The sequence below is a fragment of the Comamonas serinivorans genome, from assembly GCF_002158865.1.
Taxonomy (GTDB): domain Bacteria; phylum Pseudomonadota; class Gammaproteobacteria; order Burkholderiales; family Burkholderiaceae_C; genus Comamonas_E; species Comamonas_E serinivorans.
The window spans coordinates 3,790,382-3,812,867 of the sequence record NZ_CP021455.1; the positions used below are offsets into that span (position 1 = coordinate 3,790,382).

Annotated in this window: 20 protein-coding genes and 1 riboswitch; of the genes, 6 read left to right on the plus strand and 14 right to left on the minus strand. The window is 66.2% G+C overall.

Features of this window, described 5'->3' with window-relative positions:
- Positions 1-58 precede the first annotated feature (58 nt).
- From aroB to CCO03_RS16190, 8 genes are all read right to left on the minus strand, one after another.
- A complete protein-coding gene (aroB, locus tag CCO03_RS16155) occupies positions 59-1,180 on the minus strand; it encodes a 3-dehydroquinate synthase (protein ID WP_087282698.1) in 1,122 nt (373 codons plus the stop codon).
- A gap of 177 nt (positions 1,181-1,357) precedes the next feature.
- Positions 1,358-1,867, minus strand: coding sequence for a shikimate kinase (locus tag CCO03_RS16160; RefSeq protein WP_087282700.1), 510 nt, complete (start codon positions 1,865-1,867; stop codon positions 1,358-1,360).
- 157 nt (positions 1,868-2,024) lie between these two features.
- Positions 2,025-3,539, minus strand: a complete 1,515-nt coding sequence (locus tag CCO03_RS16165; protein ID WP_236903900.1) for an Ig domain-containing protein — start codon at positions 3,537-3,539, stop codon at positions 2,025-2,027.
- 44 nt (positions 3,540-3,583) lie between these two features.
- Positions 3,584-5,749 carry a type IV pilus secretin PilQ gene (gene pilQ, locus CCO03_RS16170; RefSeq protein WP_087282704.1) on the minus strand — a complete coding sequence of 722 codons (2,166 nt, stop codon included), beginning with the start codon at positions 5,747-5,749 and terminating at the stop codon, positions 3,584-3,586.
- Between the two features lies 1 nt (position 5,750).
- Positions 5,751-6,314: a pilus assembly protein PilP gene (locus CCO03_RS16175; RefSeq protein WP_087282706.1), complete on the minus strand. Its 564-nt coding sequence runs from the start codon at positions 6,312-6,314 to the stop codon at positions 5,751-5,753.
- A 4-nt stretch (positions 6,315-6,318) separates the two neighbouring features.
- Positions 6,319-6,999: a type IV pilus inner membrane component PilO gene (locus CCO03_RS16180; RefSeq protein ID WP_087282708.1), complete on the minus strand. Its 681-nt coding sequence runs from the start codon at positions 6,997-6,999 to the stop codon at positions 6,319-6,321.
- Complete coding sequence (locus CCO03_RS16185; protein WP_087282710.1) at positions 6,992-7,609, minus strand: PilN domain-containing protein; 618 nt, start codon at positions 7,607-7,609, stop codon at positions 6,992-6,994. The genes CCO03_RS16180 and CCO03_RS16185 overlap by 8 nt, the downstream gene beginning before the upstream one ends.
- Entirely contained in the window at positions 7,606-8,685 is a 1,080-nt protein-coding gene (locus CCO03_RS16190) for a pilus assembly protein PilM (protein WP_087284836.1), read from the minus strand. Before CCO03_RS16190 ends, CCO03_RS16185 begins: the two co-directional genes overlap by 4 nt.
- Positions 8,686-8,951: 266 nt before the next feature.
- Here CCO03_RS16190 and CCO03_RS16195 point away from each other — a divergent pair, with 266 nt between their 5' ends.
- From CCO03_RS16195 to CCO03_RS16205, 3 genes are all read left to right on the plus strand, one after another.
- Positions 8,952-11,351: a penicillin-binding protein 1A gene (locus tag CCO03_RS16195; RefSeq protein ID WP_087282712.1), complete on the plus strand. Its 2,400-nt coding sequence runs from the start codon at positions 8,952-8,954 to the stop codon at positions 11,349-11,351.
- A gap of 164 nt (positions 11,352-11,515) precedes the next feature.
- A riboswitch (FMN riboswitch) is annotated at positions 11,516-11,699 on the plus strand.
- 97 nt (positions 11,700-11,796) lie between these two features.
- On the plus strand, positions 11,797-12,360 hold the full coding sequence (locus tag CCO03_RS16200) for a 6,7-dimethyl-8-ribityllumazine synthase (protein WP_087284838.1): 564 nt from the start codon (positions 11,797-11,799) through the stop codon (positions 12,358-12,360).
- A gap of 666 nt (positions 12,361-13,026) precedes the next feature.
- The gene (locus CCO03_RS16205; protein ID WP_236903902.1) at positions 13,027-14,088 is read left to right on the plus strand and encodes an acyltransferase family protein; all 1,062 of its coding nucleotides are present in this window, start codon (positions 13,027-13,029) and stop codon (positions 14,086-14,088) included.
- 193 nt (positions 14,089-14,281) lie between these two features.
- Here CCO03_RS16205 and CCO03_RS16210 read toward each other — a convergent pair whose 3' ends face one another.
- The 3 genes from CCO03_RS16210 to ppnP all read right to left on the minus strand — a co-directional run bounded on the left by CCO03_RS16210 (position 14,282) and on the right by ppnP (position 16,168).
- Positions 14,282-15,115 carry an META and DUF4377 domain-containing protein gene (locus tag CCO03_RS16210; RefSeq protein ID WP_087282716.1) on the minus strand — a complete coding sequence of 278 codons (834 nt, stop codon included), beginning with the start codon at positions 15,113-15,115 and terminating at the stop codon, positions 14,282-14,284.
- A 285-nt stretch (positions 15,116-15,400) separates the two neighbouring features.
- Positions 15,401-15,751 (minus strand): divalent-cation tolerance protein CutA, encoded by a 351-nt coding sequence (gene cutA, locus CCO03_RS16215; protein ID WP_205690323.1) that lies wholly within the window; start codon positions 15,749-15,751, stop codon positions 15,401-15,403.
- Between the two features lie 99 nt (positions 15,752-15,850).
- Positions 15,851-16,168, minus strand: coding sequence for a pyrimidine/purine nucleoside phosphorylase (gene ppnP, locus CCO03_RS16220; RefSeq protein WP_087282718.1), 318 nt, complete (start codon positions 16,166-16,168; stop codon positions 15,851-15,853).
- A gap of 314 nt (positions 16,169-16,482) precedes the next feature.
- On the opposite strand from ppnP, the gene CCO03_RS16225 reads away from it, so the two are divergent.
- Entirely contained in the window at positions 16,483-16,944 is a 462-nt protein-coding gene (locus tag CCO03_RS16225) for a hypothetical protein (RefSeq protein ID WP_087282720.1), read from the plus strand.
- Between the two features lie 134 nt (positions 16,945-17,078).
- On the opposite strand, the gene CCO03_RS16230 is transcribed toward CCO03_RS16225, so the two are convergent.
- Both CCO03_RS16230 and CCO03_RS16235 read right to left on the minus strand, forming a co-directional pair.
- On the minus strand, positions 17,079-17,735 hold the full coding sequence (locus CCO03_RS16230) for a nucleotidyltransferase domain-containing protein (protein ID WP_087282722.1): 657 nt from the start codon (positions 17,733-17,735) through the stop codon (positions 17,079-17,081).
- Positions 17,736-17,842: 107 nt separating this feature from the next.
- Complete coding sequence (locus CCO03_RS16235; RefSeq protein WP_087282724.1) at positions 17,843-18,628, minus strand: crotonase/enoyl-CoA hydratase family protein; 786 nt, start codon at positions 18,626-18,628, stop codon at positions 17,843-17,845.
- Positions 18,629-18,928: 300 nt separating this feature from the next.
- Here CCO03_RS16235 and CCO03_RS16240 point away from each other — a divergent pair, with 300 nt between their 5' ends.
- On the plus strand, positions 18,929-20,389 hold the full coding sequence (locus CCO03_RS16240; protein WP_087282726.1) for a TAXI family TRAP transporter solute-binding subunit: 1,461 nt from the start codon (positions 18,929-18,931) through the stop codon (positions 20,387-20,389).
- A gap of 319 nt (positions 20,390-20,708) precedes the next feature.
- Here CCO03_RS16240 and CCO03_RS16245 read toward each other — a convergent pair whose 3' ends face one another.
- Complete coding sequence (locus tag CCO03_RS16245; protein WP_087282728.1) at positions 20,709-20,915, minus strand: type 2 periplasmic-binding domain-containing protein; 207 nt, start codon at positions 20,913-20,915, stop codon at positions 20,709-20,711.
- Positions 20,916-21,448: 533 nt separating this feature from the next.
- On the opposite strand from CCO03_RS16245, the gene CCO03_RS16250 reads away from it, so the two are divergent.
- Positions 21,449-22,423, plus strand: coding sequence for a tripartite tricarboxylate transporter substrate binding protein (locus CCO03_RS16250; RefSeq protein ID WP_087282730.1), 975 nt, complete (start codon positions 21,449-21,451; stop codon positions 22,421-22,423).
- Positions 22,424-22,486: the final 63 nt, after the last annotated feature.

Below are 22,486 nucleotides of genomic sequence, written 5' to 3' on the forward strand. Positions count from 1 at the left end.
ATGTGCTGGCGTACGCCGTCAAACACGTTTGCTTTTCAACGGCACACTGTGCATACCCTTAAGCCACCGCCGCCGAACAGCAATGGTCGATGACCTCGCGCACCACCGCCTCGGGCGCCGTGCGCAGGCTGGCCTTACCGGGTTCGTCGATCACGATGTAGCGGATTTCGCCGGCCTCGGCCTTTTTGTCCACCTGCATGAGCGACAGGTAACGCCCGGCGTTGTCGGCCTCGTCCAGCACGGGCGCGCGCGTGGGCAGGCCCGCGGCCGCCACGATGCGCGTCAGGCGTTCGACGAACGCCGCATCCACCCCGCCCAGGCGTTGCGACAGGTGGGCGGCCATCACCATGCCGCAGCCCACGGCCTCGCCATGCAGCCAGGCGCCGTAGCCCATGCCGGCCTCGATGGCGTGGCCGAAGGTGTGGCCGAAGTTGAGGATGGCCCGCAGGCCGGCCTCGCGCTCGTCTGCGCCGACCACCTGGGCCTTGATTTCGCAGCTGCGCTGCACGGCATGCGCCAGAGCCGCGCCATCGAGCGCGCGCAGCGGGCCCATGTTGGCCTCGACCCAGTCGAGCAGGCCGACATCGGCGATGGGGCCGTACTTGATGACCTCGGCCAGGCCGGCCGACAGCTCGCGCGCGGGCAAGGTGCGCAGCACCTCGAGGTCGCACACCACCAAGCCTGGCTGGTAAAAGGCGCCGATCATGTTCTTGCCCAGCGGGTGGTTGATAGCCGTCTTGCCGCCCACGGACGAGTCCACCTGTGCCAGCAAGGTGGTGGGCACCTGCACAAAGGGCACACCCCGCATGTAGCAGGCAGCCGCAAAGCCGGTCATGTCGCCCACCACGCCGCCACCCAGCGCATACAGCACGGCCTTGCGGTCGGCGGCTTGGCCCAGCAGCGCATCGAACACGCGGTTGAGCGTGGTCCAGTCTTTGTGGGCTTCACCATCGGGCAGCACCACCGTGTGCACCTGGGCGTAGCGCGGCGCCAGCGCCGCCTGCAGCTGTGCCAGGTACAGCGGCGCGACCACGTCGTTGGTGACGATCATGGCGCTGGTGCCCTTGGGCGCCTGCTGCCAGGTGGCCGCATCGCCCAGCAGACCGGTGCCGATCGCGATGTCGTACCCACGGTCGTCCAGCGCAATGGACACGCGCGCCAAAACCTTGCCAGAAGCCATCCTCGCCACTTTCGAATGTGCATGCACCTGAGGTGCTCAATGAACGGGAGTATGAGCCGATTGTCGTTTCAGTAAAAACGACCGCTGCCACATACTCCGCAAAAGTCTTCAACAGATCCCAAGGGGCGACTGCGGGCACACGCCCGGAGCCACATCCGTCCGCCAGGGCCGCTGGCCTCAGGCCAGCATGTCGATCTGCATGAGGATTTTATTCACCAGCATGGCCAGCGACGGCCGCCCGGTCTCGATCACATAGTGCGCGGTGTCGCGGTACAGCGGATCGCGCTGGGCATAGAGGTCCCTGAGCGCCTGCAGCGGATCGGCCACCTGCAGCAACGGCCGCTTGGTGTCGTTCTTGAGGCGGCGGTAGAGCTGGTCGGGCGAGGCGCGCAGGTACATCACGACCCCGTGCGACTTGAGCATGTCGCGATTCTCGGGTCGCAGCACCGAGCCACCGCCCGTGGCCAGCACGCAATCGGCCCCCTGGCAGAGGTCGGCCAGGGTCTGCTGCTCCAGGTCGCGGAAGGCGGCCTCGCCATGGGCATCGAAGTACGCCCGGATGGGCATGCCCATGCGCTCTTCGATGACGGCGTCGGAATCGATGAAGGGCTGGTTCAAGCGGCGCGCCAGCTGCCGGCCCGCCGTCGATTTGCCGCTGCCGGGCATGCCGACCAGGATGACGATCATGACAAATACCCCCGGGACTGCGCCTGGCAAGCCCACAAACGAAACATCCCCGGCGTGGCCGGGGATGTTGGGAATGGTTGAGTGCAGCACATGGCCCGCACTCTAGCAGGTGGTCACGCGGGCTGTATCAGCCACGTGACCACAAGCCCGCTACGCGTCAAGCAGCTGGCGCCGGCGCAGGCGTGGGTTCCGGCGGCTGCGGGCACACCAGCGGAATCGTGACCACCCGGGTCAAGCTCTGCATGCCCTGGGTTGCCGTCACCTGGAAGCTGATCGGCTGGCAGCTCTCGTTCACGCTTTCGGTCGGGGTGCCGCTGACCGTGCCTGTGGCCGCATTGCCCGTCAAACCGCGAGCGGGCAAGCCGCTGAAGCTCCAGGTGATGGGGGTGGATGGCGTGGCGCTCGAAGCCGAGAACACATAGGTGTAGGGCTCACCAGCGGTGCCGCCAGGCAGCGTGCAGGTGGTGCCCGTGCCGCAGTTCAGCGACAGCGCACGCTCCAGCGAGGTCTGGCCGCTGATCACAAACGACAAGTTGGCCGTCACCGTCACGCCCGTGGCGTCGGTCACGGTCACCACGAAGGCGTAGGTGCCGGCAGTCGCATTCGGCGTACCGCTGATGAGGCCGTTCGCGCTCATGGTCAAGCCAGCGGGCAGGCCCACGGCGCTCCAGGTGTACGGCGGCACACCGCCCTCTGCCGTCATGGCGTAGGCGAAGGGGCTGCCATTGGCAGCGGCCAACTCTGGCAACTCTTCCGGCAGGGCCAGCGGCTCAGAGGCGATCACGTCCACGACCGGCACCACGAGGAGCTGGGTGATCGGATCCTGGATGCCATTGGCCACGTTGTTGTCGGCACGGTCGGTCGTCATCTCCAGCAGGATGGCGCCGCTGTTCGGGCCGCTGGACAGCGAGATCTGACCCATGCCAGCCAGCGTGCTCAGCTGAACCACGCTGCCCGACTGGCTGCCCGACAGCAGGCGTGCGCCGATGTACGCGTCGTTGCCCGGGGTCGGGCGGATGCTGACCTGCAGGTTGGCCGCAGCGGGATTGGGCACGCTCTGGTTGGCATCGTCGTGCACGCGCGCCTGCAAGCCGATGTTGTTGCGGATGTTGTTGACGTTGTATTGCGAGCCCAGGTAAGAAGGCGCCGCAACCGTGGTCTGCACGCTGGCGGGCTTGCCGGTTGCGGCGCCCACGGTGATGGTCTGCGTCGCCGTTTTGACCCTGTTGTCGCGCGGATCGGTAATGGAGCAGGAGATGACGGCGGTGCCGGCTTGATCACCCGCGTGAAAGTGGAAAGACGCCCCACCCGAGTTGGAGTCCAGTGAGATGTTGCGATAGGCCAGCGGCAAGCCCGTTTCATCATCTTCGTGGTCTTCGTCACCGTCCAGGTAATACAGCGCGCCCGTATCCAAGCCGCTGGACACGTTGCAGGAGAAAGCCCCCTCGGTGTTCACGATGGCGTCATTCCCCTCCTTGGCCGACACATAGAGCGTTGTGGTGTAGGGGGCGTAGGCACCAATCCCTGCCAACTCATTGGCAATGTTGATCGGCAGCGTTGTGCGCGCCGCGGTCAGCTCAATGCTGTACTCCAGCGTGGTGGAGCCCGAACTGCCACCCCCACCTCCACACCCCACCAACACGGCAGCCGCCGTGGCGCTGGCGACTGCCAAGCCGGTTCTCATCCAATTCATCGTCATGATTCACCTTTCTCTGTTCAACGGATGGCTGTCCGATCGCTGATCACCTTGGGCGTGAGGAAGATCAGCATTTCTTGCTTGTCCACGGTGCGCGTCTTGCTCTTGAAGAGGTTGCCCAGCACCGGAATGTCACCCAGCAGCGGCACCTTCTCCACGTCCTCCTGCTCGGTCAGCGAGAAGATGCCCCCGATGACCACCGTGCCGCCGTTCTCGATCAGCACCTGCGTCTGGACGTGCTTGGTGTTGATGGCATAACCGGCTGGCGTCACCTGCCCCACAGTGTCCTTGTTGACGTCCACGTCCAGGATGATGTTGCCCTCGGGCGTGATCTGAGGCGTCACCTCCAGCTTGAGGTTGGCCTTGCGGAAGGAAATCGAGGTGGCGCCGCTGGAGGTCGCTTCTTGATACGGGAGTTCCGTGCCTTGTTCAATCAGCGCTTTGGTCTGGTCGGCCGTGATGACACGCGGGCTGGACACCACCTTGCCTTTGCCATCGGCTTCCAGCGCCGAAATTTCCAGGTTCAAAAAGCGGTTGGCCGAGGGACTGAACAGCGTCAAGGCCAGGCGCGCAGGATCACTGCGCCCCTGCAAAGCGGCAGGCAGGTTGAAGAATGAACTCGTGTTGGTGTTCAACGCATCCGCCAGATCAGCCTGAGCAATCTGCCCCGTTTGCCCCGACACGGCGTCGTACGAACCACCGAAGCTGATGCGGCCATTGTTGTTGCCGTAGCCCGCATCCCCACCACGTACGCCCCGTAGGTCAACGCCACCCAAACGTACCCCCAGGGAACGCCCCCAGGTGTCGGTCGCCTCGACGATGCGGGCCTCGATCAACACCTGTCGAACCGGGATGTCCAACTTGCTGATGAGTTCCTGCACCTTGTTCAGGATGGATCCCACATCGGTCACGAACAACTGGTTGGTGCGCGGTTCGGTGATGACGGTGCCGCGCTCACTGAGGAAGCGGTTCATCCGGCCGGTGCCGCCGCCACCCCCACCGCCGCCACTGCCTGAATCCTTCAGCTGTTTGGCGATGTCTGCAGCCTTGGCATAGTTCAGCTGAAACGCCTGGGTGCGAAGGGGCTCCAAACCTTCAACCGCCGCCATGTCTTCAAGTTCTTTTTTCTCCTTGGCGGCGATTTCTTCTTTGGGGGCGATCATCAGGACGTTGCCCGATTTCTTCATGCCCAGGCCCTTGGCCTGCAAAATGATGTCCAGGGCCTGATCCCAAGGCACGTCTTTCAGCCGCAGCGTCACGGCGCCCGTCACGGTGTCCGACGTCACGATGTTGAAATTCGTGAAATCGGCGATGACCTGCAGCAGCGCACGAATCTCGATGTTCTGGAAGTTCAGCGACAGCTTCTCGCCGTTGTAGCCCACGCCCGCGGTGAGCTTGTCATGGGACACCTTCTGTTGGCGGACTTCGATCACGAACTGGTTGTCGCTCTGGTACGCCGAATGCTCCCACAGCCCCCGCGGTTCGATCACCATGCGAACCCGATCACCCGCCACCTGGGTGGTGGTCACCCGATCAACCGGCGTTCCGAAGTCGGTGACGTCGAAGCGGCGGCGCAAACCTTCGGGCAGTCGGGAGTTTTGAAACTCCACCACCAGCTCGTTGCCACGTCGCTGGATGTCCACCCCCACCTTGTCATTGGCCAGATCCACGATCACCCGACCCGCGTTGTCCGCCGTGCGTCGAAAGTCAACGCCTCGCAGACCTTGTGCAGTGGAGTTGTGATCCTCCGAAAAATTGCTGGCCGTGACCGCGGGCGGTGTGGCCGTCGCCGCAGGCTCCAGCGTGACATACACCGATCTCCCGGCCACGCTGGTTTGGTATGCAGCGTACCGCTTCAGGTTGAGGATGACACGCGTGCGCTGACCACTTTGGGCCACCTGGTACGAGCGCAGGTTGCCGGTGTTGAGGTCCTGAGCGGCAACCGGCATGTCGCTGGTCACGTCTTGAAAGTCAAATGCAATCCGCGGTGGGCTTTGAACCCCGAAGGTCCGCGGTTGGTCTGCAAAAGGCTCCTTGAAATCGATGCGAACGACTTCGCGCCCCCCTTGAATCATGGAAGAAATCGCTTCGATGTGATTCTGCGCAAACGCCCAGGCAGGAAGCAGAACGGCCGTCGTCACCGCCAAGGCGGAGAGCCGAATGCCGCGCAGCAGACGATGATCCATGTTATTTCTCCTGAAGTTCCAAAGCGGTTGAACGCTCGATCCATTCACCCGCGGCATCCTGAACAATTTCCCGTAGCACAATCTTCTGATCGTCCACCGACTTGACCAGACCGTAGTTCTGCCCCATGTAGTTGCCGGGAACGACCTGATAAAGCAGGTTGTTCACCTTGACCAAGCCGACCAGCCGCCCGCCTTTTTGCAAACTGCCCACCATCGCCATGGTGTCCAGGGCATAGGCCTCCAAGGGTTGTTTGCGCCGGTTTTGCTCCAATTCAGCCAAGGCACTGTTGGGAGAACGCCGGTCGGCCAACATGACCATCATGAGTTTGCGAGCATCAAATGGGTCAATGTGCGCCGAGCTCAGATAACTCTCGGGCACAAATTGCTTGGGCTCGGCGATCGGCTTCACATTGGGTTTGATCGTCTTGCGTTGCTGGTCCATCCATGCGCGCAATTCGCCTTGATCACTGCTGCAGCCATGCAGCAAAACCGCAAACCCCAGCCAGCCCGCCCACCGCAGCCATCGTCCGCGGATGACGCCATCAAGTATGTTGACTGTCTTCATGGCTTCACTTTTTCTTGGCTTTCGCCGCTTCTGCTTTTCGCTTGGCGGCCTGCTCGGCTTGTTCCTCAGCCGTCAGATAACGAAAGGTCTTCACCAAAGAATTCATGACCAGATCGCCGTCCTTGTTGGGCTCAATGGCCACGTTGTTCAAGGTCACGATGCGCGAAAGGTTGGCAATGTCGGCCATGAACTCGCCCATGTCATGAAACTTGCCGTTCACCCGCACAGCAATGGGCAATTCGACGTAGTAATCGCGCGCCACCTCTGCCCCAGGCTTGAAAAGCTCAAACTTCAAGGCGCGGCCAACCCCTGCCTGGTTGACATCCAGCAGCAGCGCGTCCATTTCAGCTTTTCCTGGCAGCTGTTTTTCCAGCAGGAAAACATACTGCTGGACCTGTTCGCGCTGTTTGAGCAAGGCCTCGAGGTTGATGGCCTTGCGCAGTTTGTCGGTGTACTGGGTTTTCAGCGTCGCCTCTTGTGCAATGGCCGCATCCCACTCTTCCTTGACACCCTTCAACCACACGAACCACAGTGCCACCAAGACCAACAACGCCAGCCCCGTCAACAGCAGCGCTTTGGGCGCGGAGGGCCATGCGGCCGGATTGGAGGTATCCAGGTTTCTGAATTGATTGGCAAATCGATTCAGATCGATGTTTGGCTTCTTGATTTTTTTCACTTTAGCCATTTTTCACCCCTGCCGAAGCGGCGCCCTTGGGGTCATCGGCCTTTTCTGATGCTGGCCTCTGAATCAGTGCGCGGACTGTGAATTTGAATGCGGGGCGCTGTTCAGTTTTGCTGATGTTGATCTTGTCCGCCACGATTTCGATGAGCTGGGGTTTGACCAGGGTCTTGCTTTCCGTGTTCAAGCGGCGCAGCAATTCCGACACGCGCTCATTGGATTGCGCCATGCCCGACATCGTGATGGCCATGCCTTCTTGTTTCAGGGACCGCAGGTACAGGCCTTCGGGCGCATAGGCCACCAGCTCATTGATCATTTGCACGGGCAGGTTGCGATCGGCCTGCAGGTCCTCCACGGCCTTCTGGCGCTCGATCAAGGCCTGGATTTCGGCCTCAAGCCCCGCCACGTCCTTGATGGTTTCGTCCAGTTTGGTGTTTTCTGTTTTCAGAAACTGGTTGCGCTGCGCCTGATCGGCCAGTTGCGACTGCAGCCACAGGTAACCCAGAAAAGCCAGCGCCACACCCGCCAAAATGGCCGCGAACATCGCGACGTTGAAATCGCGTTTGCGGCGAAGCTTGGCCGCTTCGCGATGTGGGAGGAGGTTGATCAAGATCATTTCAGGAACCTCCGCATGGCCAAGCCGCACGCCGTCAAGTAGGAGGGTGCTTCCTTGGCCAATTTGGGCTCGCGCACGGTCCGCCCCATGGTCATCCCGTCAAATGGGTTGGTCACGTTGCAGGCAAATCCCGTGTGCTCGGTCACCACGTTCGCGATGCCCGACATGCACGCGCCTCCGCCGGCCAAGAAGATGTAATCCACCTTGTTGTACGGGGTGCTCGTGAAGAAGAACTGCAGGGCGCGTCCCACTTCCTGCGCGGTGCTGTCCATGAACGGCTTCAACACCGTTGCCGTGTAATCGTCGGGCAACTCGTTGTTGCGCTTCTTTTGTTCGGCTTCGTCGTGGGAAAAGCCATATTGGCGAACGATCAGCTGCGTCAGCTGCGAACCGCCAAACACCTGATCACGCTCATACAGCAGCTCGCCGTTGCGGATGGCCTGCATGGACATGTTGTTGGCCCCCAGCTCGAACAGGGCGATCACCACGTCCGCCCCTTTGCCGGGCAGTCGGCTGATGAGCCGCTCGGCCGCCAAACGCGAGGCCAGGTTCTCGATGTCGACCACCACGGGCTTCAGGCCAGCCGCCTCGGCAAGCGCCTGGCGATCCTGGACCTTCTCCTTGCGCGCCGCAGCCAGCACCACATCCACGTCGCCAATGGAGTTCGCGCTGGGGCCGGTCACGCAAAAGTCCAGGCTGACCTCGTCCATCGAAAACGGGATGTATTGGTTGGCCTCGGACTCGACCTGCGCCTCCATCTCCAGCTCGGACAGGCCATCCGGCAGCACAATCTTCTTGGTGATCACCACCGACGCGGGCAAGGCCAGGGCCGCCTCCTTGGTCCGCGTGCCGCTTTTCTTGACCACGCGCCGGACCGCTTCGGCCACACCGTCCAGGTTCTCGATGTTGCCGTCGGTGATCCAGCCCGGCTCCAGCAGCTCCATGGCACATCGGTCCACACTGAGGCGCCCGCCGCTGGCCTGGCTGAGCTCGACCAGTTTGACACTGGAAGCACTGACATCGATGCCCACCAGGGAAGGCGCTCCCCGGCCAAACAGTGAATTCAAAGCTACCAACTTGGCCCCCAAATGTTACAAACTTAGCGTTTTAGAAACGTTGCCTTACGCTCGATGCTAAAGCAATGCCTCTGCGATTTGATCGCTTTCCCCAGCCAAGGCCGATGATCGTTGTCAAAAGCACACGTCATTGGTCACGCGCTCGTACGATTTGATGCAAATTCACGGAGAGATGCAACAAGTCGAAACACTAACAGGTTCTCCCGATCCCACCGACGGTTTGGGCCAGTTTTTTATAATTTCCCACCCTCTCAGCGTGATTTTTTATGGCCACCACTCCTTCCTCATCGCCCGAGCGCAAAGCGCCGAACACGCGCCAGCGCCCGCCTCGCGGTGTGCTGGGTTGGCTGTGGCGCATCGTGGCCTGGTGCATGGGTCTGGCGACTGCAGGCGCAGTTGCCTTGGCGTTGGCCGTGTTGACTGCATTGGCCGTGGCGTACCCCAACCTGCCCGACATTTCGGATTTGGCCGACTACCGCCCCAAGTTGCCCATGCGGGTCTACACCGCCGATGGGCTGCTGATCGGCGAATTCGGCAAGGAACGCCGCACCTTTGTGCCTGTCGCCGAGATTCCACAGGTCATGAAGGACGCGGTGCTGGCCATCGAAGACGCGCGCTTCTACCAGCACAGTGGCGTGGACTACATCGGCCTGGCCCGCGCCGCCCTGGCCAACCTCAAGAGCGCCAAGAGCCAGGGCGCCTCGACCATCACCATGCAGGTCGCGCGCAACGTCTACCTGTCGTCCGAGAAGACGTTCACGCGCAAGGTCTACGAAATCCTGCTGACGACGAAGCTGGAACACACGCTGACCAAGGACCAGATCCTCGAGATCTACATGAACCAGATCTTTCTGGGCAACCGTGCGTATGGCTTCTATGCCGCTGCAGAAACCTATTTCGGCAAGCAGCTCAAGGACGTGACGCTGGCCGAAGCCGCCATGCTGGCGGGCCTGCCCCGGGCGCCGTCGACCAACAACCCGGTGGCCAACTTCAAGAAGGCCCAGGAGCGCCAGCTCTACGTGCTGCAGCGCATGCACGAAAACGGCTTCATCACGGCCGAGCAAGAGCAGCAGGCGCGGGCCGAGCCCCTCAAGCTGCGCAGCGGCGCCGAAAGCTACGGCGTGCACGCCGAGTACGTGGCCGAAATGGCCCGCCAGCTGATCTACAGCCAATACGGCGAGGAGACCTACACCCGCGGTCTGCAGGTCTACACCACCATCGAGAGCGCCGACCAGCAGGTGGCCTATGAGGCCCTGCGCAAAGGCATCATGGGCTTTGAACGCCGCCAGATGTACCGCGGGCCGGAGCGTTTCCTGGACCTGCCCAGCGATGCGGCCCAACTCGATGACGCCATCGAGGAAGCCCTGGGCGACCTGCCCGACATCGGCGACCTCTACCCCGCCGTCGTGCTCGACGCCTCGCGCACCAAGGTCACGGTTCAGCGCGCCAACGGCGAGCGCGTGAGCATCGCGGGCCAGGGCCTGGACGTGGCCCGAACCGGCCTCAACCCAGCTGCCGCACCGGCGATCAAGCTGCGCCGCGGCGCCGTGGTGCGCATCTCCAAAACCACCCGCAAGGGCGAAACCTGGGAGCTGAACCAGCTGCCCGAGGTTGAAGCCGCCTTCGTGGCCCTGGACCCACGCAACGGCGCCGTGAAGGCCCTGGTCGGCGGGTTCGACTACGGCAAGAACAAGTTCAACCACGTCACCCAGGCCTGGCGCCAGCCGGGTTCCAGCTTCAAGCCCTTCATCTACTCGGCTGCCCTGGAAAAAGGCTTTTCGCCCAGCACCACGATTTACGACGGCCCCCTGTTCTTCGACAGCCGCCGCACCGGCGGCAAGCCGTGGGAGCCCAAAAACGCCGACAACCGCTACGACGGCCCCATGACCATGCGCCGCGGGCTGGCGCGCTCCAAGAACATGATCTCCATCCGCATCCTTGATGAGATCACGCCGCAGTTCGGCCAGGAATGGGCCAGCCGCTTCGGCTTCGATGCCGACAAGCACCCGGCCTACCTGCCCATGGCCCTGGGGTCAGGCGCCGCCACGCCGATGCAGATGGCCACGGCCTACAGCGTGTTCGCCAACGGCGGTTACCTGATGAACCCCTTCCTCATCACGCGGGTGACCGACCACCGCGGCAAGGTGCTGGTCGAGACCACCCCGGCCGAGCCCAGCGAGGCCAACCGCGTGATCGACGCCCGCAACGCCTTCATCACCACCAGCCTGCTCGGCGAAGTGGCCCGCACGGGCACCGCCGCCAAGGCGCAGGCGCAGCTCAAGCGGCCCGACATCTACGGCAAGACCGGCACCACGAACGATGCGCTGGATGCCTGGTTCGTGGGCTACCAGCCCACCTTGGCCGCCGCGGTGTGGATGGGCTATGACAGCCCGCGCTCGCTGGGCGTGCGCGAGTTCGGCGGCGGCCTGAGCCTGCCGATCTGGATCGACTTCATGCAGGTCGCGCTCAAGGGCGCGCCCGTGGTGAAGGAAGAGCCGCCCGAGGGCGTGGTCAACGTCGGGGGCGACTGGATGTACGCCGAATACGCGGATGGCAGTGGCGTGCGCTCCCTGGGCATTCCCTCGGCCCCCGTGTCCGAAGAGGGCAGCACCAGCCACGGCGACACGACCGACCGACAGCGCATCCTCGACATGTTCCGCGAGTGAATCACGGAGTATTCATCCATTGCCGTTGAACATGAAACGGCGATGACCTGATACTCCTCATTCATCATTCAAAAGAACCTCATCCACCGTCCGCTGCGGCACAGGACTGTGGCGACCGCTGCCCTACAATGGCGCTCGTCGGTGGCACACCTTGTGCCGCTGGCAAGCGTTCTCAGGGCGGGGTGAAATTCCCCACCGGCGGTGATGGTTGGCATGCCCAACACAAGCCCGCGAGCGCCCGTTGCCTGTCGGCAGCGGGGTCAGCAGACCTGGTGTGACTCCAGGGCCGACGGTTCGGTGCTGCCGTGTTTCATGGCGCACTCACAGTCCGGATGAAAGAGAGCGTGGCCTGCTGCCGGATCGTGTGTTGCCTTGACCGCAACAGACGCCGGCCGTGCGCGCGCATGCCCTGATTCACGATTCCCATCTTTTCCAGGATGTCTTCATGAGTCAGACCCCTACCCTTTCCATCTCCGTCCCCTCCGCCAAGCGCACCACCGACGTGGTGACCCCGGCCGAAGCCCCCGTGGTGCTGCCTGCCGGTCAACGCCTGGCCTTCGTGGCCGCACGCTGGCACGCCGACATCGTGCAGCAGGCCTGCACGGGCTTCGTCAACGAACTGAACACACTGGGCGTGGGCCCCGAGCTCGTCGACGTGTTCGAGGTGCCCGGCGCCTTCGAAATCCCGCTCTTCGCCAAGCGCCTGGCCATGACCGGCCGCTACGCCGGGGTGGCCGGCGGCGCGCTGGTGGTCGATGGCGGCATCTACCGCCACGACTTCGTCTCGGCCGCCGTGGTGAACGGCCTGATGACGGTGCAGCTGGAAACCGGCGTGCCCATGTTCTCCGTCGTCCTCACCCCGCACCACTTCCACGACCACGCCGAGCACCAGCAGTTCTTCCGCCAGCACTTCCAGCTCAAGGGCCAGGAAGCCGCCCGGGCCTGCATCCACGCCATCTCGGGCTTGCGCGCCATCGCGGCCGGCTCGGGCCGCTCGGTCGTGGCATGAGGCGCATCGGGCGTCGGGCCGCGTGCGGCTCACCGCGATGAGCCGCCGCCGGCTTGACGCGGTTCGGCCTGGTCACCCGATCGGTGGCCGGGCCGGGCACGAGCGCTGCGGCCTGCCGCGGCCACCGCAGCGCCTCCTGTGCGTCGCCCGTGCGCGGGGAGCGCCATCTCGGTGCCAGCCCCACATCGCGCCATGCCCAGCCACCTCGGCCTTCATCGCCTCGCCGCCGCACCGGTTGCATGATCTGCGGCCCTCCCCGGTCCGGTCAGCGCCAAGCGTGCCCACCTGTAAGGCGCGTTCAGCCCGCTCCGTCAGTCAAACCGCACACAGCACCTGACAGGCCCCGTGGCGCCGTCGCTGGTGCACCATCAGGCCCGCCTGCAGTGGGTCTTTAGCACACAATCGAGTAGATTTCAGGCCACATTTGCTTACCAGGGGCTTTCGGGCTCAGACCATACTTGCTTCCAAATTCCGAGCTGCTGCACCAGCATCCATCTGGGGCAGCAGTCTTTTCGTCACGTTGACGAATGGGCTGCAGCGCATGAACGCTGCCTTGCGCAAGGATTTGCGTCAGCCCCTCGTCCACCGCATGGTTTCGCCATGCCGACGGTCTGTCCAGCCGATGGCGGCATGCCGCAGCCGCTGCGCACAGACATTGGAGTGCACGTGCCCACCGTTCCCCTCAAGCTTCCGTACAACCCTGCGCTCGATGGCCTGCGCGCCGTGGCCATCGTGCTCGTCATGCTCTCCCACGCCCACGTGCCCCTGTTCGGCGGCGCATTTTTTGGGGTGGACCTGTTTTTCGTCCTCAGCGGCTACCTCATCACCTCGCTGCTGCTGATCGAAGTCGGCAACACCGAGCGCATCGACTTCTGGCGCTTCTACCGCCGTCGTTTCTTCCGCCTCATGCCGGCCTTGCTGGCCTTCCTGGCGGTCTATTGCCTGGTGGCCCCGCTGCTGTGGCCCGACGAACCGGACTGGTACATGGACGCCCTGGTGTCCGCGCTGTACCTGGCCGACTACGGCATCGCATTCTTTGACCTGCCCAACAGCCTGCTGCACATGTGGTCGCTGTCGGTCGAAGAGCACTTCTACCTGGTGTGGCCGCTGGTGCTGCTGGTGCTGGTCAGGCGCACTCCGCGCGGCCAGATCTGGTGCCGCATCTTCGGGCTGTTCCTGCTCGCCTGGGCCTGGCGCGTCTACTGGGTGGCCCAGGACCAGGCGTTCTACGAGATCTTCTTCCGCTTCGACACGCGCGCCACCGGCCTGCTGGCCGGCAGCCTGCTCGCCGCGCTGGTGATCGAGCGCCCCGCCTGGTTCGAGCGCGCCCGTCAGAACGTGCACCACGGGCTGTGGCTGGTGCTGCTGGTGCCGGTGCTCATGGCCCTCGACTGGGACAACATGCAGGTCATGACCTGGGCCATGACCGTGGTCGAGCTGGCCGCCGTGATCGTGCTGGTCGCCGTGCTGCCACGCCAGGGCCTGGTCTACGACATGCTGAACCAGCCGCTGCTGATCAAGCTGGGCCAGTTGTCGTACGGCGTCTACCTGTGGCACTACCCGGTGTACCGCGCGCTGCGGGCCCACATGGACTGGCCCGCCGTCGTGCTGCTGGGCTCGGCCATCTCCATCGGGCTGGCCGCGCTCTCGTTCAACACCGTGGAGCGCTGGGCGCGCACCCAGCGCGACCGCGCGCCGCAGCGGGGCCTGCAACACACCTCGGCCTGAGTGCCTCGCCGGAGCATCTCGGCGTCAGCGGGATGCCTCGGCCAGACCGCAACGGCCTGCAGGCCCACCCGGTCACCGACAGGCGGTCACCTCTATCAAGCAGTATGGCCAGATACCCGTTCATCATTCAACGGATTCCTGGCCATACTCTGCTTGACGCGACGCATCCACCTGCCGCGCCCGGTGCCAACCCTCAGCGCACGCGCTCGGTCTCCACGATGAGGTCCAGCACGTCGACGTGGCTCGGCGCATCGGCCGCCGGCCGCGCCACCGGATACCGCTTCAGGCGCAGCACCTGGCGCAAGCCCCGCTCGTGTCGGTACCCCTCGATCTGGCCGCTGTAGACCTGCCAATCGCCCACCACCTGCTTGCGGCCGGCCTCGTCATAGCGCAGCGGCCGCACGCGCAGGCAGCGCGCGTCGCGCATCAGCGGGTGGTTGCAGCTGACCTGCTCAGGCGCCACCTCGAGGAACACGCGTTCGCCGGGCCCGCCATGGCGCGCCTCGTCGGTGAGCGTGCCGGCCAGCTGCCAGCGGCTGCCGTCCGAAAAGCGCAGCTCCAGTTGCGGCTGCGGCGAACGCTCGCCCGTTACCTGATAGCCCGTCACCTTGGGCAGCTGCTCGGCCACGCCCCGCTCCAGCTGCATGCGCGCGCGGTCGGCGCAGGCCATCAACGTGGCCGACACCTGCGTGGCGCGCAGCTGGTGGCCGTTGACCCAGTACCCACCCTGCAGGGTGTTGCACAACTGGCTCACCACGAGGCGGCCCTGGTGCGGCCGCGCCTCGGGGACGAAGCGCAGCTCGGGTCGGCGTGCCGACGGGCCGGGCAGCCGCAGCGCACCGGCGCGGTCGGCGCCCGGCGTCACGCGCTGCAACTGCCACACGTTGCGCGTCAGGGTCTGCAGGGCCTGCTCGCCTGCCTGCGGCTGGCTGACCTGGGGCGTGACCGCCCACACCGCCTGCGCCAGGCCCAGGCCGGTCGCCGCCAGCATCGTTTTCATCCAGGTGCTTCGTGTCATGTGCAGCATGTGTGCTCCTTGTTGATCAGCGGTCTTGAACGGATGACCCGGCCCAATGGGGTTAAACCCGAGCCACGTTTGTGCCAGGTGCCAAGCCTTCAGCTTGTTCCCGCGCCGCGGCGGGATCTTGGCCACCGCAGTCGAGCGCCCACATCTTCCACCCAGGTGCCTGCGGCCACGGCATGCAATCGGTGCGCCATCCGCTGTGCGCCACGGCTGCTGCCAACAGCGCGCTGCCCAATTCACGACGCGAGGCCGGCGGTCATGCCGACGCACCAGCCGCCCGGCAGCCGCTCAGGCACCCTCTGCCCCGTCCGACTGGGGCGGCGCGCTGGCTGTGCAACTGGCCTGCACCCAGTCCCCGTAATCGGCGCTGGCGGCCATGGGCCACATCACCAGCTCGGGCACGTCATACGGGTGGTGCGCGCGCACAAAGGCCTGCAGCGCCGGCCAGCACGCGGCCGTGGTCTTGAGGGTCAGCCCCCACTCCTGCGCCTGCTCGACCTCGCCTTGCCAGCGGTACACGCTGTGCAGGGCCTGCACCTGCGCACACGCCGCCAAGCCCGCCTGCACCAGGGCCAGCGCCAGCTCGCGCGCCGCAGCCTCGCTCGGCAGGCTGGTCTGAACGATGCACAGCGGCGTCATGGGCAAGCTCCCGGCTGCAGGGGTGAAAGCATCCATTCATTCAGGCAGTATGCAGCCACTGCCGTTGTCAATGGAACGGCAATGACGCAATACCCCCTGTCAGGCGTAATGGCAGATGTAGTGATAGGCCTCGCTCACGCGGATGTCGAAGGACGAGTTGGCCGGAATCTCGAAGCGCTCGCCGGCTTGGGACCTCAGCCACTGGTCGCTGCCCTTGAGGCGGTATTCGCAGGCACCGCCCACGCATTCCATGATTTCGGCGGCGCCCGTGTTGAAGGTCAGCTCGGCCGGCAGCACCACGCCGACGCTTTTTTGCGTGCCGTCGGCCAGGCGAAAGCTGTGCGACACACATTTGCCGTCAAAGTACACATTGGCTTGGGTGGTCAGCGCCACGTTGTCGAATTGGGTGGTGGTCATGCGAAAAGTCTCAGCGGGTCAAACACGGCGCGCATCGTACCAAGCGCCATCACAGCGCGGCGCGGGGCTGCCGGGCCGCGTCGCCCGTCTGCTCGATTGGTCGCGCACACGACCAGCGCAGCGGCCGTGTTCGGGTGTTCCGATCCTGCCCCAACTGCTACACAAACAGAAGCGAGCGCGTCATCCTCGGCAGTCCTGCGACGGACTTCGGGCCACCCGCCGGCCCCCGGTGGTCACCCGGGTTTTCCATGGATTCCCCCGAGGTGAATCGCGACCAATGTGACAGATAATCTTCGCCTCACCGCGAGGACTCCATGAAGCACCTGCTCGAGGCCGACCCAGCCGTCATCACGCGCTTGAGCGAGCGCCTGAAGCAAACGCGCGACCTGCACGAGTTCCAGCGCATCCAGTGCGTGCTGATGCGGCTCACCCTGGGGTGCTCGGCCGCCGAGATCGCCCTGCTGCTGGGCTGGGCTCCCACCACGGTGCACACCATCCATTCACGCTGGGCGCGCGATGGCGACGACGTGTTCAACCTGCGCCCCAAGGGGGGCCGCCGCAACCAGAACATGTCGGCCGATGACGAAGCCCAGCTCGTCGCCCCCTTTCTGCAGCAAGGCCGCGCCACCGGCGCGGTGCCCATGGACGCGCTGCAGCGCGCTTACGAAGCCCGCGTGGGCCGCCCCGTGGCCCTGAGCACGATTTACCGCCTGCTGCACCGCCATGGCTGGCGCAAGCCCGCGACCCGCCGCCCGCCCGAAGACCGGGTCAGTTGACCGGGCCTCTCCAAAACCCCGCATCGCACCACGGCCACGCGGTCATGACGTGTGAGCCGATGACCGGCCTTCACCGACGTCCACGCCCGCACGAGCCCCAAGCGCTGCCGCGTTCGTCCCGTCACCGGGTCGCCTCACGCCTCGCCCACCTCACGCCTGGCGAGCCGCTGCAGCCAGGGGTGCCCGGGTGCGGTGCGGCTCAAGGCGGCGCTGAGCCAGGCGCGTTCTGCCTCGCTCAAGCGCGGCAAGGCTCGCTCGAAATCGGCCTCGTCCTTGTCGCGCGTGGCCTTGGCCTTGAAGAGCAGCACCGCTGCAGGACACAGGTGGGGCACGCGGACGCCAGGTTCCTCGTTCGCAGACGTCGGCTCGAGGCCACGCACCATGTCCACCCGCGCGCCGGTGAGGTCAGCCTGACGCTTGAACACCCAGGTGTCCGGCGTGCCGGGCTCCACCATCAGGTCCACGCACCAGCGCCGCGTCGCCGGGTCCAGGCCCCAGAACTGGGCTGCCTCGGGCAGGGCCGCGCCCGCGGGGCACGGGGTCAGCACCCCTTGGCGGGCGGCGAAAAAGCGCAGGTCGGACAGGCGCGCCATGAACACCGGCAGGTGCTCGCGCAGCACGGCGAACCCCAGGTCGCCGTGGGGCCGCGTCTGGCGGCCATGCCACAGGTCCAGGGCCCAGCCGCCCACCACGCACCAGGGCTCGCTCAGGCCCTGCAGCCGTTGCGCCAGCTGCTGGGGCGACCAGGGCATCCAGGCCTCGTGATCGGGGACATCGTCTTCAGGGTGCATGTGCGGGAAAGTCGGCCTGCGGGGCGATTCGGTTCAGCGCGCATCGGCGCGGTCGAGTCGAGTCGAGTCGAGTCAGGATGAGCGCATCGACCGCGCCGCTTCGCCAGTCAGCGCCCTTTCCAGACCGGCGGGCGCTTTTCCATGAACGCGGCCAGGCCTTCCTGGCAGTCCTCGGCCTGGCGCGCCGCCATGACAAACGGCTCCTGCTCGCGCCAGGCTTCGGCTTCACTCCAGTTGTGGGCGTTGCGCATGATCTGCACGGTCGCGGCCAAGGCCGTGGGGCCGTTCGCCAGCATCTGCCCGGCCAGCTGCAGGGCGCCCTGCAGGGCTTGACCAGGTTCGGTCACGCGGTTGACCAGGCCGTGGGGCACGAAGAACTCGGCGCTGCGGGGTTCGCCCAGCAGCGCCAGCTCCATCGCCAGGCCCTGGGGCAGCCGCTTGGGCAGGCGGAACAGGCCGCCCCAGGCCGCCACCAGATTGCGCTTGACCTCGGGCAAACCAAACCGCGCATCGCGCGCCGCCACGACCAGGTCGCACGCCAGGCACAGCTCGAAGCCGCCGCCCAGCGCCCAGCCCTCGACGGCCGCGATCAAGGGCTTGCGCGCCGGCTTGGCCATCAAGCCCGCCGCGCCGCGCTCGGTGGTCGGGCGTTCGCCCCGCGCCACGGCCTTGAGGTCGGCCCCGGCGCAGAAGTTGCCGCCGCTGCCGGTGAGGATGCCGGCAAACAGGTTGTCGTCGTCGTCCAGCTCGTCCATGGCGGCGTGGATGCCGCGGGCTGTGGCCAGGTCGAGCGCATTGCGCGCCTCGGGGCGCTGCAGGCGCACCACCAGCACATGGCCGTGGCGTTCGGTGGCCACGGGCGGGCGCGTGTCGGGTGCAGAGGTGGCGGTCATGGTGAAGGCGGTTGGGCGGCGCCCCAAGGCGCCGGAACAGGCAGCGCAAGCTGCGCAGGACGAACAGTGCACCGGATTGTTGGCCGAGCCGTCCCGCGCGGCTGTCGCGCCCGAGCCGATCCGGTCAGTCTCGGCCAACATGAGGCAGTACAGCCCCACTGCCGATTCATCAGAATCGGCCATGGCTTGATACTGCCTTCTGCGTGATCATCCGGGTTGGCCGCCGGCCTGCACGCCCCACGCGCGCATGCACGGCCCGCGTCGGCCCGCCGCGCATGCCCTTGACCGACAATCGCCGCCATGGCCCTCCGCATCAAGCTGTTCTTCCTCAACCTGCGCGACCTCATCGTGTCCGCCGGCCCGCTGCTGATCCTGGCGGTGGGCCTGCTGGTGGCCGCGTACTGGTGGCTGGACCCGCAGCCGCCCCACACCGTGCGCCTGGCCACCGGCCCCGAAGGCAGCGCCTACGCCGGCTTTGGCGCCCGCTATGCGCGCGCGCTGGCCCGGGATGGCATCCGCGTGGAGCTGGTGGCGACCGAAGGCTCGCTCGACAACCTGACGCTGCTGCGCACCGGCCAGGTCGACGTGGCCTTCGTGCGCGGCGGCACGTCCAGCCTGAGCCGGCCCCGTCCCATGCCGGCCGCCACCGCCTCGGCCGCCGAAGCCGATGCGCCCGACCCGGACGCCGGCCTGGTGTCGCTGGGCGCGCTGTTCTACGACCCGCTGTGGATCTTCTACCGCGAACACAGCATCGTGGCCGCGGCGGGCGGGCCTGCCCCGCGCGCCGCGCGTCCGGGCCGCAAGCCCGCTGCGCCCCCCGGCACCCCGCCGCCCGAGCCGGCCTTCCTGCCCCAGCTGGCCGGCCTGCGCGTCAGCGTCGACCAGGACGGCAGCGGCGTGCCGCAGCTCATGGCCCGCCTGCTGCAGGCCAACGGCCTCGACGCCTCGGCGCTGACGCTGAGCCACCTGCCGCCCACACAGGCGACGCAGGCCCTGCTGGCCGACGACATCGACGTCGCCGTGCTGACCAGCGCGCCCCAGTCGGCGGTGGTGCGCGAGCTGCTGCGTGCGCCCGACATCCGGCCGCTGAGCCTGGCCCAGGCCGACGCCTACGCGCGCCGCTTTGCCTTCATGCGCGCCGTCACCCTGCCGCGCGGCGTGGCCGACCTGGCCGAAGACATCCCGCCGCACGACGTGACGCTGCTGGCAGCCTCCACCTCGCTGCTGGCCCGCGAGCAGACCCACCCCGCGCTGCGGCAGCTGTTCGCCCAGGCGGCGCAAAGCATCCACAGCCGGGCCGGCTGGCTGAACGAGGCGCGCGAGTTTCCCAACACCCGCACCAGCGAGCTGCCCGTCAGCGCCGAGGGCGATCGCGCCATCAACGGCAAGCCGCCCTTTTGGCAGCGCTACCTGCCGTTCTGGGCCAGCAACGTGATCGAGCGCATGTGGCTGGTGATCGGCGGCTTGATCGTGTTGATCCTGCCGCTGTCGCGCGTGGTGCCGCCGCTCTACACCTTCCGCGTGCGGCGCCGGGTGTTCCGCTGGTATGCGCGGCTGCGCGACATCGAAGCCCGCGCCGAAACGGGCAAGGCCTCGCGCGAGGCCCTGCTGCGCGAGCTGGACGACCTCGACCGCGTGGCCAACGGCATCGCCGTGCCGCTGGCGCACGCCGGCGAGGTCTACGCGCTGCGCAACAACATCCACGCCACACGCAAGCGCCTGTTGGCCGCGGCATCCGGACCGATCTCGCCACCGGCCTGACCGGGTGGGTCTGGCCCACCCGTCGGACGGTGGACAAGGCTCCGTGCTCCGTGGTCAGACCCACGATGCCCTGGCGGTCCCGCAGCAGGCGCGTGGCGCGCGCCTGGCCGGCTCACCCCGCACAGCCCGGCCTTTGACAGCGGCCTGCTGGCCGCCTGGAACGCCGGCAGCGTGGCCGCTCAGCGCAAGCGGCGCCACTTGCTCGCCCGTTCAGGCGAACAGGCGCAGCGCCCAGCCGGATGCCTTCCTCACGCCGCGACCCTCACGACGCTTGTGGACAGGTCCGATCCGCCACCCCGCGTCCGGTCAAGCGCCGCACTCAACGCTGGGCGCTTTGGGGTGCCAGCAGGCGCGCCCAGCGCTGCTGCTCCTGCGCCACGCGTCCGGCGAATTGACCTGCGGCCTGCGGCAGTTGAATCTGCTGGGCCGCAAAGCGCTCGCGGGCCGAGGGGCTCTTGAACACCTGGGCCACCGCGTCGCGCAGGCTGGCCTGCACCTCGGGCGGCGTGCCCAGCGGCACGAACAAGCCGCGTGGCCGGGAGCGGGGCGGCGTGCAACCGCGGCGCAAGGCGTCGACGAGCCGGGCACCGCTGAGCCGAGTGCCCCGCGCTGCACGCGACGCGTGTTGGGCCGCCTGAACGACGGTTGAGCTCCTGATCGCGCGCCGCCACATGAGCCTGCCTCACGGCAGGGCAGCGCGTGTTGCATGGCCTTCGGACCCTCCGGAGGCCTTTTTTTCGCCCCGGCGCGCCCCTTGCCGCCACGGCGGCTGCACGCGCCCAGGCACTCACCCACGACCGGCGTGCGCAAGGGAGGCCGCCGCAGCGCATCCAAGCGCACCCGCTCGCGGACGATCGCCAGGGCGCTGCCGGCAATCGGCGACGGGATCGGGCCTCGCCACACCCTTGGACAGCATTCCGCGGGGTCGGATGGGGCAGACGCGGGGCGGCCATGGCCTGCGGTGGGCCGCTGTCGCTCAGGCAGCGCAGCCGGCGTGCATTCGCCATTGGTGCGGGGTTGAATGTCGCGTCAACCACAACACGCAACGCAGGAGACGTCATGCTCAACCGCCGCCAGTTTGCCGCCGGGGCCGCCGCCACCGTGCTGGCCACCCAGGCCCATGCCAACACCTACCCCAGCCGCCCCATCAAGCTCATGATCGGCTACGCACCCGGTGGCTCGACCGACGGCCCGGCGCGCGCGCTGGCTGAACGCGTGGGCGCCCTGCTGGGCCAGCCCGTGGTGATCGAGAACAAGCCCGGCGCATCGGGCACCATGCCCATCCAGGCGCTGCAGACCTCGGCGCCCGACGGCTATACCCTGGCCATGGCACCGTCCAGCACCTACCGCGTGCCCTTCACCAGCGAGGTCAAGTGGGACCCACTCACCGACCTGAGCTACGTCATCGGCATCACGGGCTACACCTTCGGCATCGTGGTGCGGGCCGACTCGCCGCTGAAGACCTTCGCAGACTACCTGAAGTTCGCCCGCGAGAACCCGGGCGAGCTGACCTACGGCACCTCGGGCGTGGGCTCGACCAACCACATGACCATGGAGCAGATGGCGCGCCAGTACAAGCTGCAGCTGCGCCACATCCCGTACAAAGGCGGTGCCGAATCGGTGCAGGCCGCACTGGCCGGCGAGGTCATGTCCGCGGCCGAGGGCTCGAATTGGGTGCCCATGGTGGACGCCGGCAAGCTGCGCCTGCTGGTGGTGTGGAACGCCAAGCGCATCGCGCGCTACCCGCAGGTGCCCACCTTGCGCGAGTCGGGCATCGACATCGTGCAGAACGCGCCCTGGGGCTTGGTGGGCCCCAAAGGCCTGCAGCCGGCCATCGCCGCCCGGCTGCACGACGCGTTCAAGCAGGCCATGGAGACCGAGAACTTCAGAAAGGCCCTGGACACCTACGTGATGGAGCCCGACTACCGCAGCGGCGCCGACTACCGGACCTATGCCACGCAAGCCGTGGCACGCGAACGCGAGCTGGTGCAGGCGCTGGGCCTGGCGCGCGCCGCGTCGCGCGGCGGTGCCTGATTTTTACAGGGGGTATGCACACACAGCCGATCAATCATCATCGGCAACTCGCCCATACTGCCA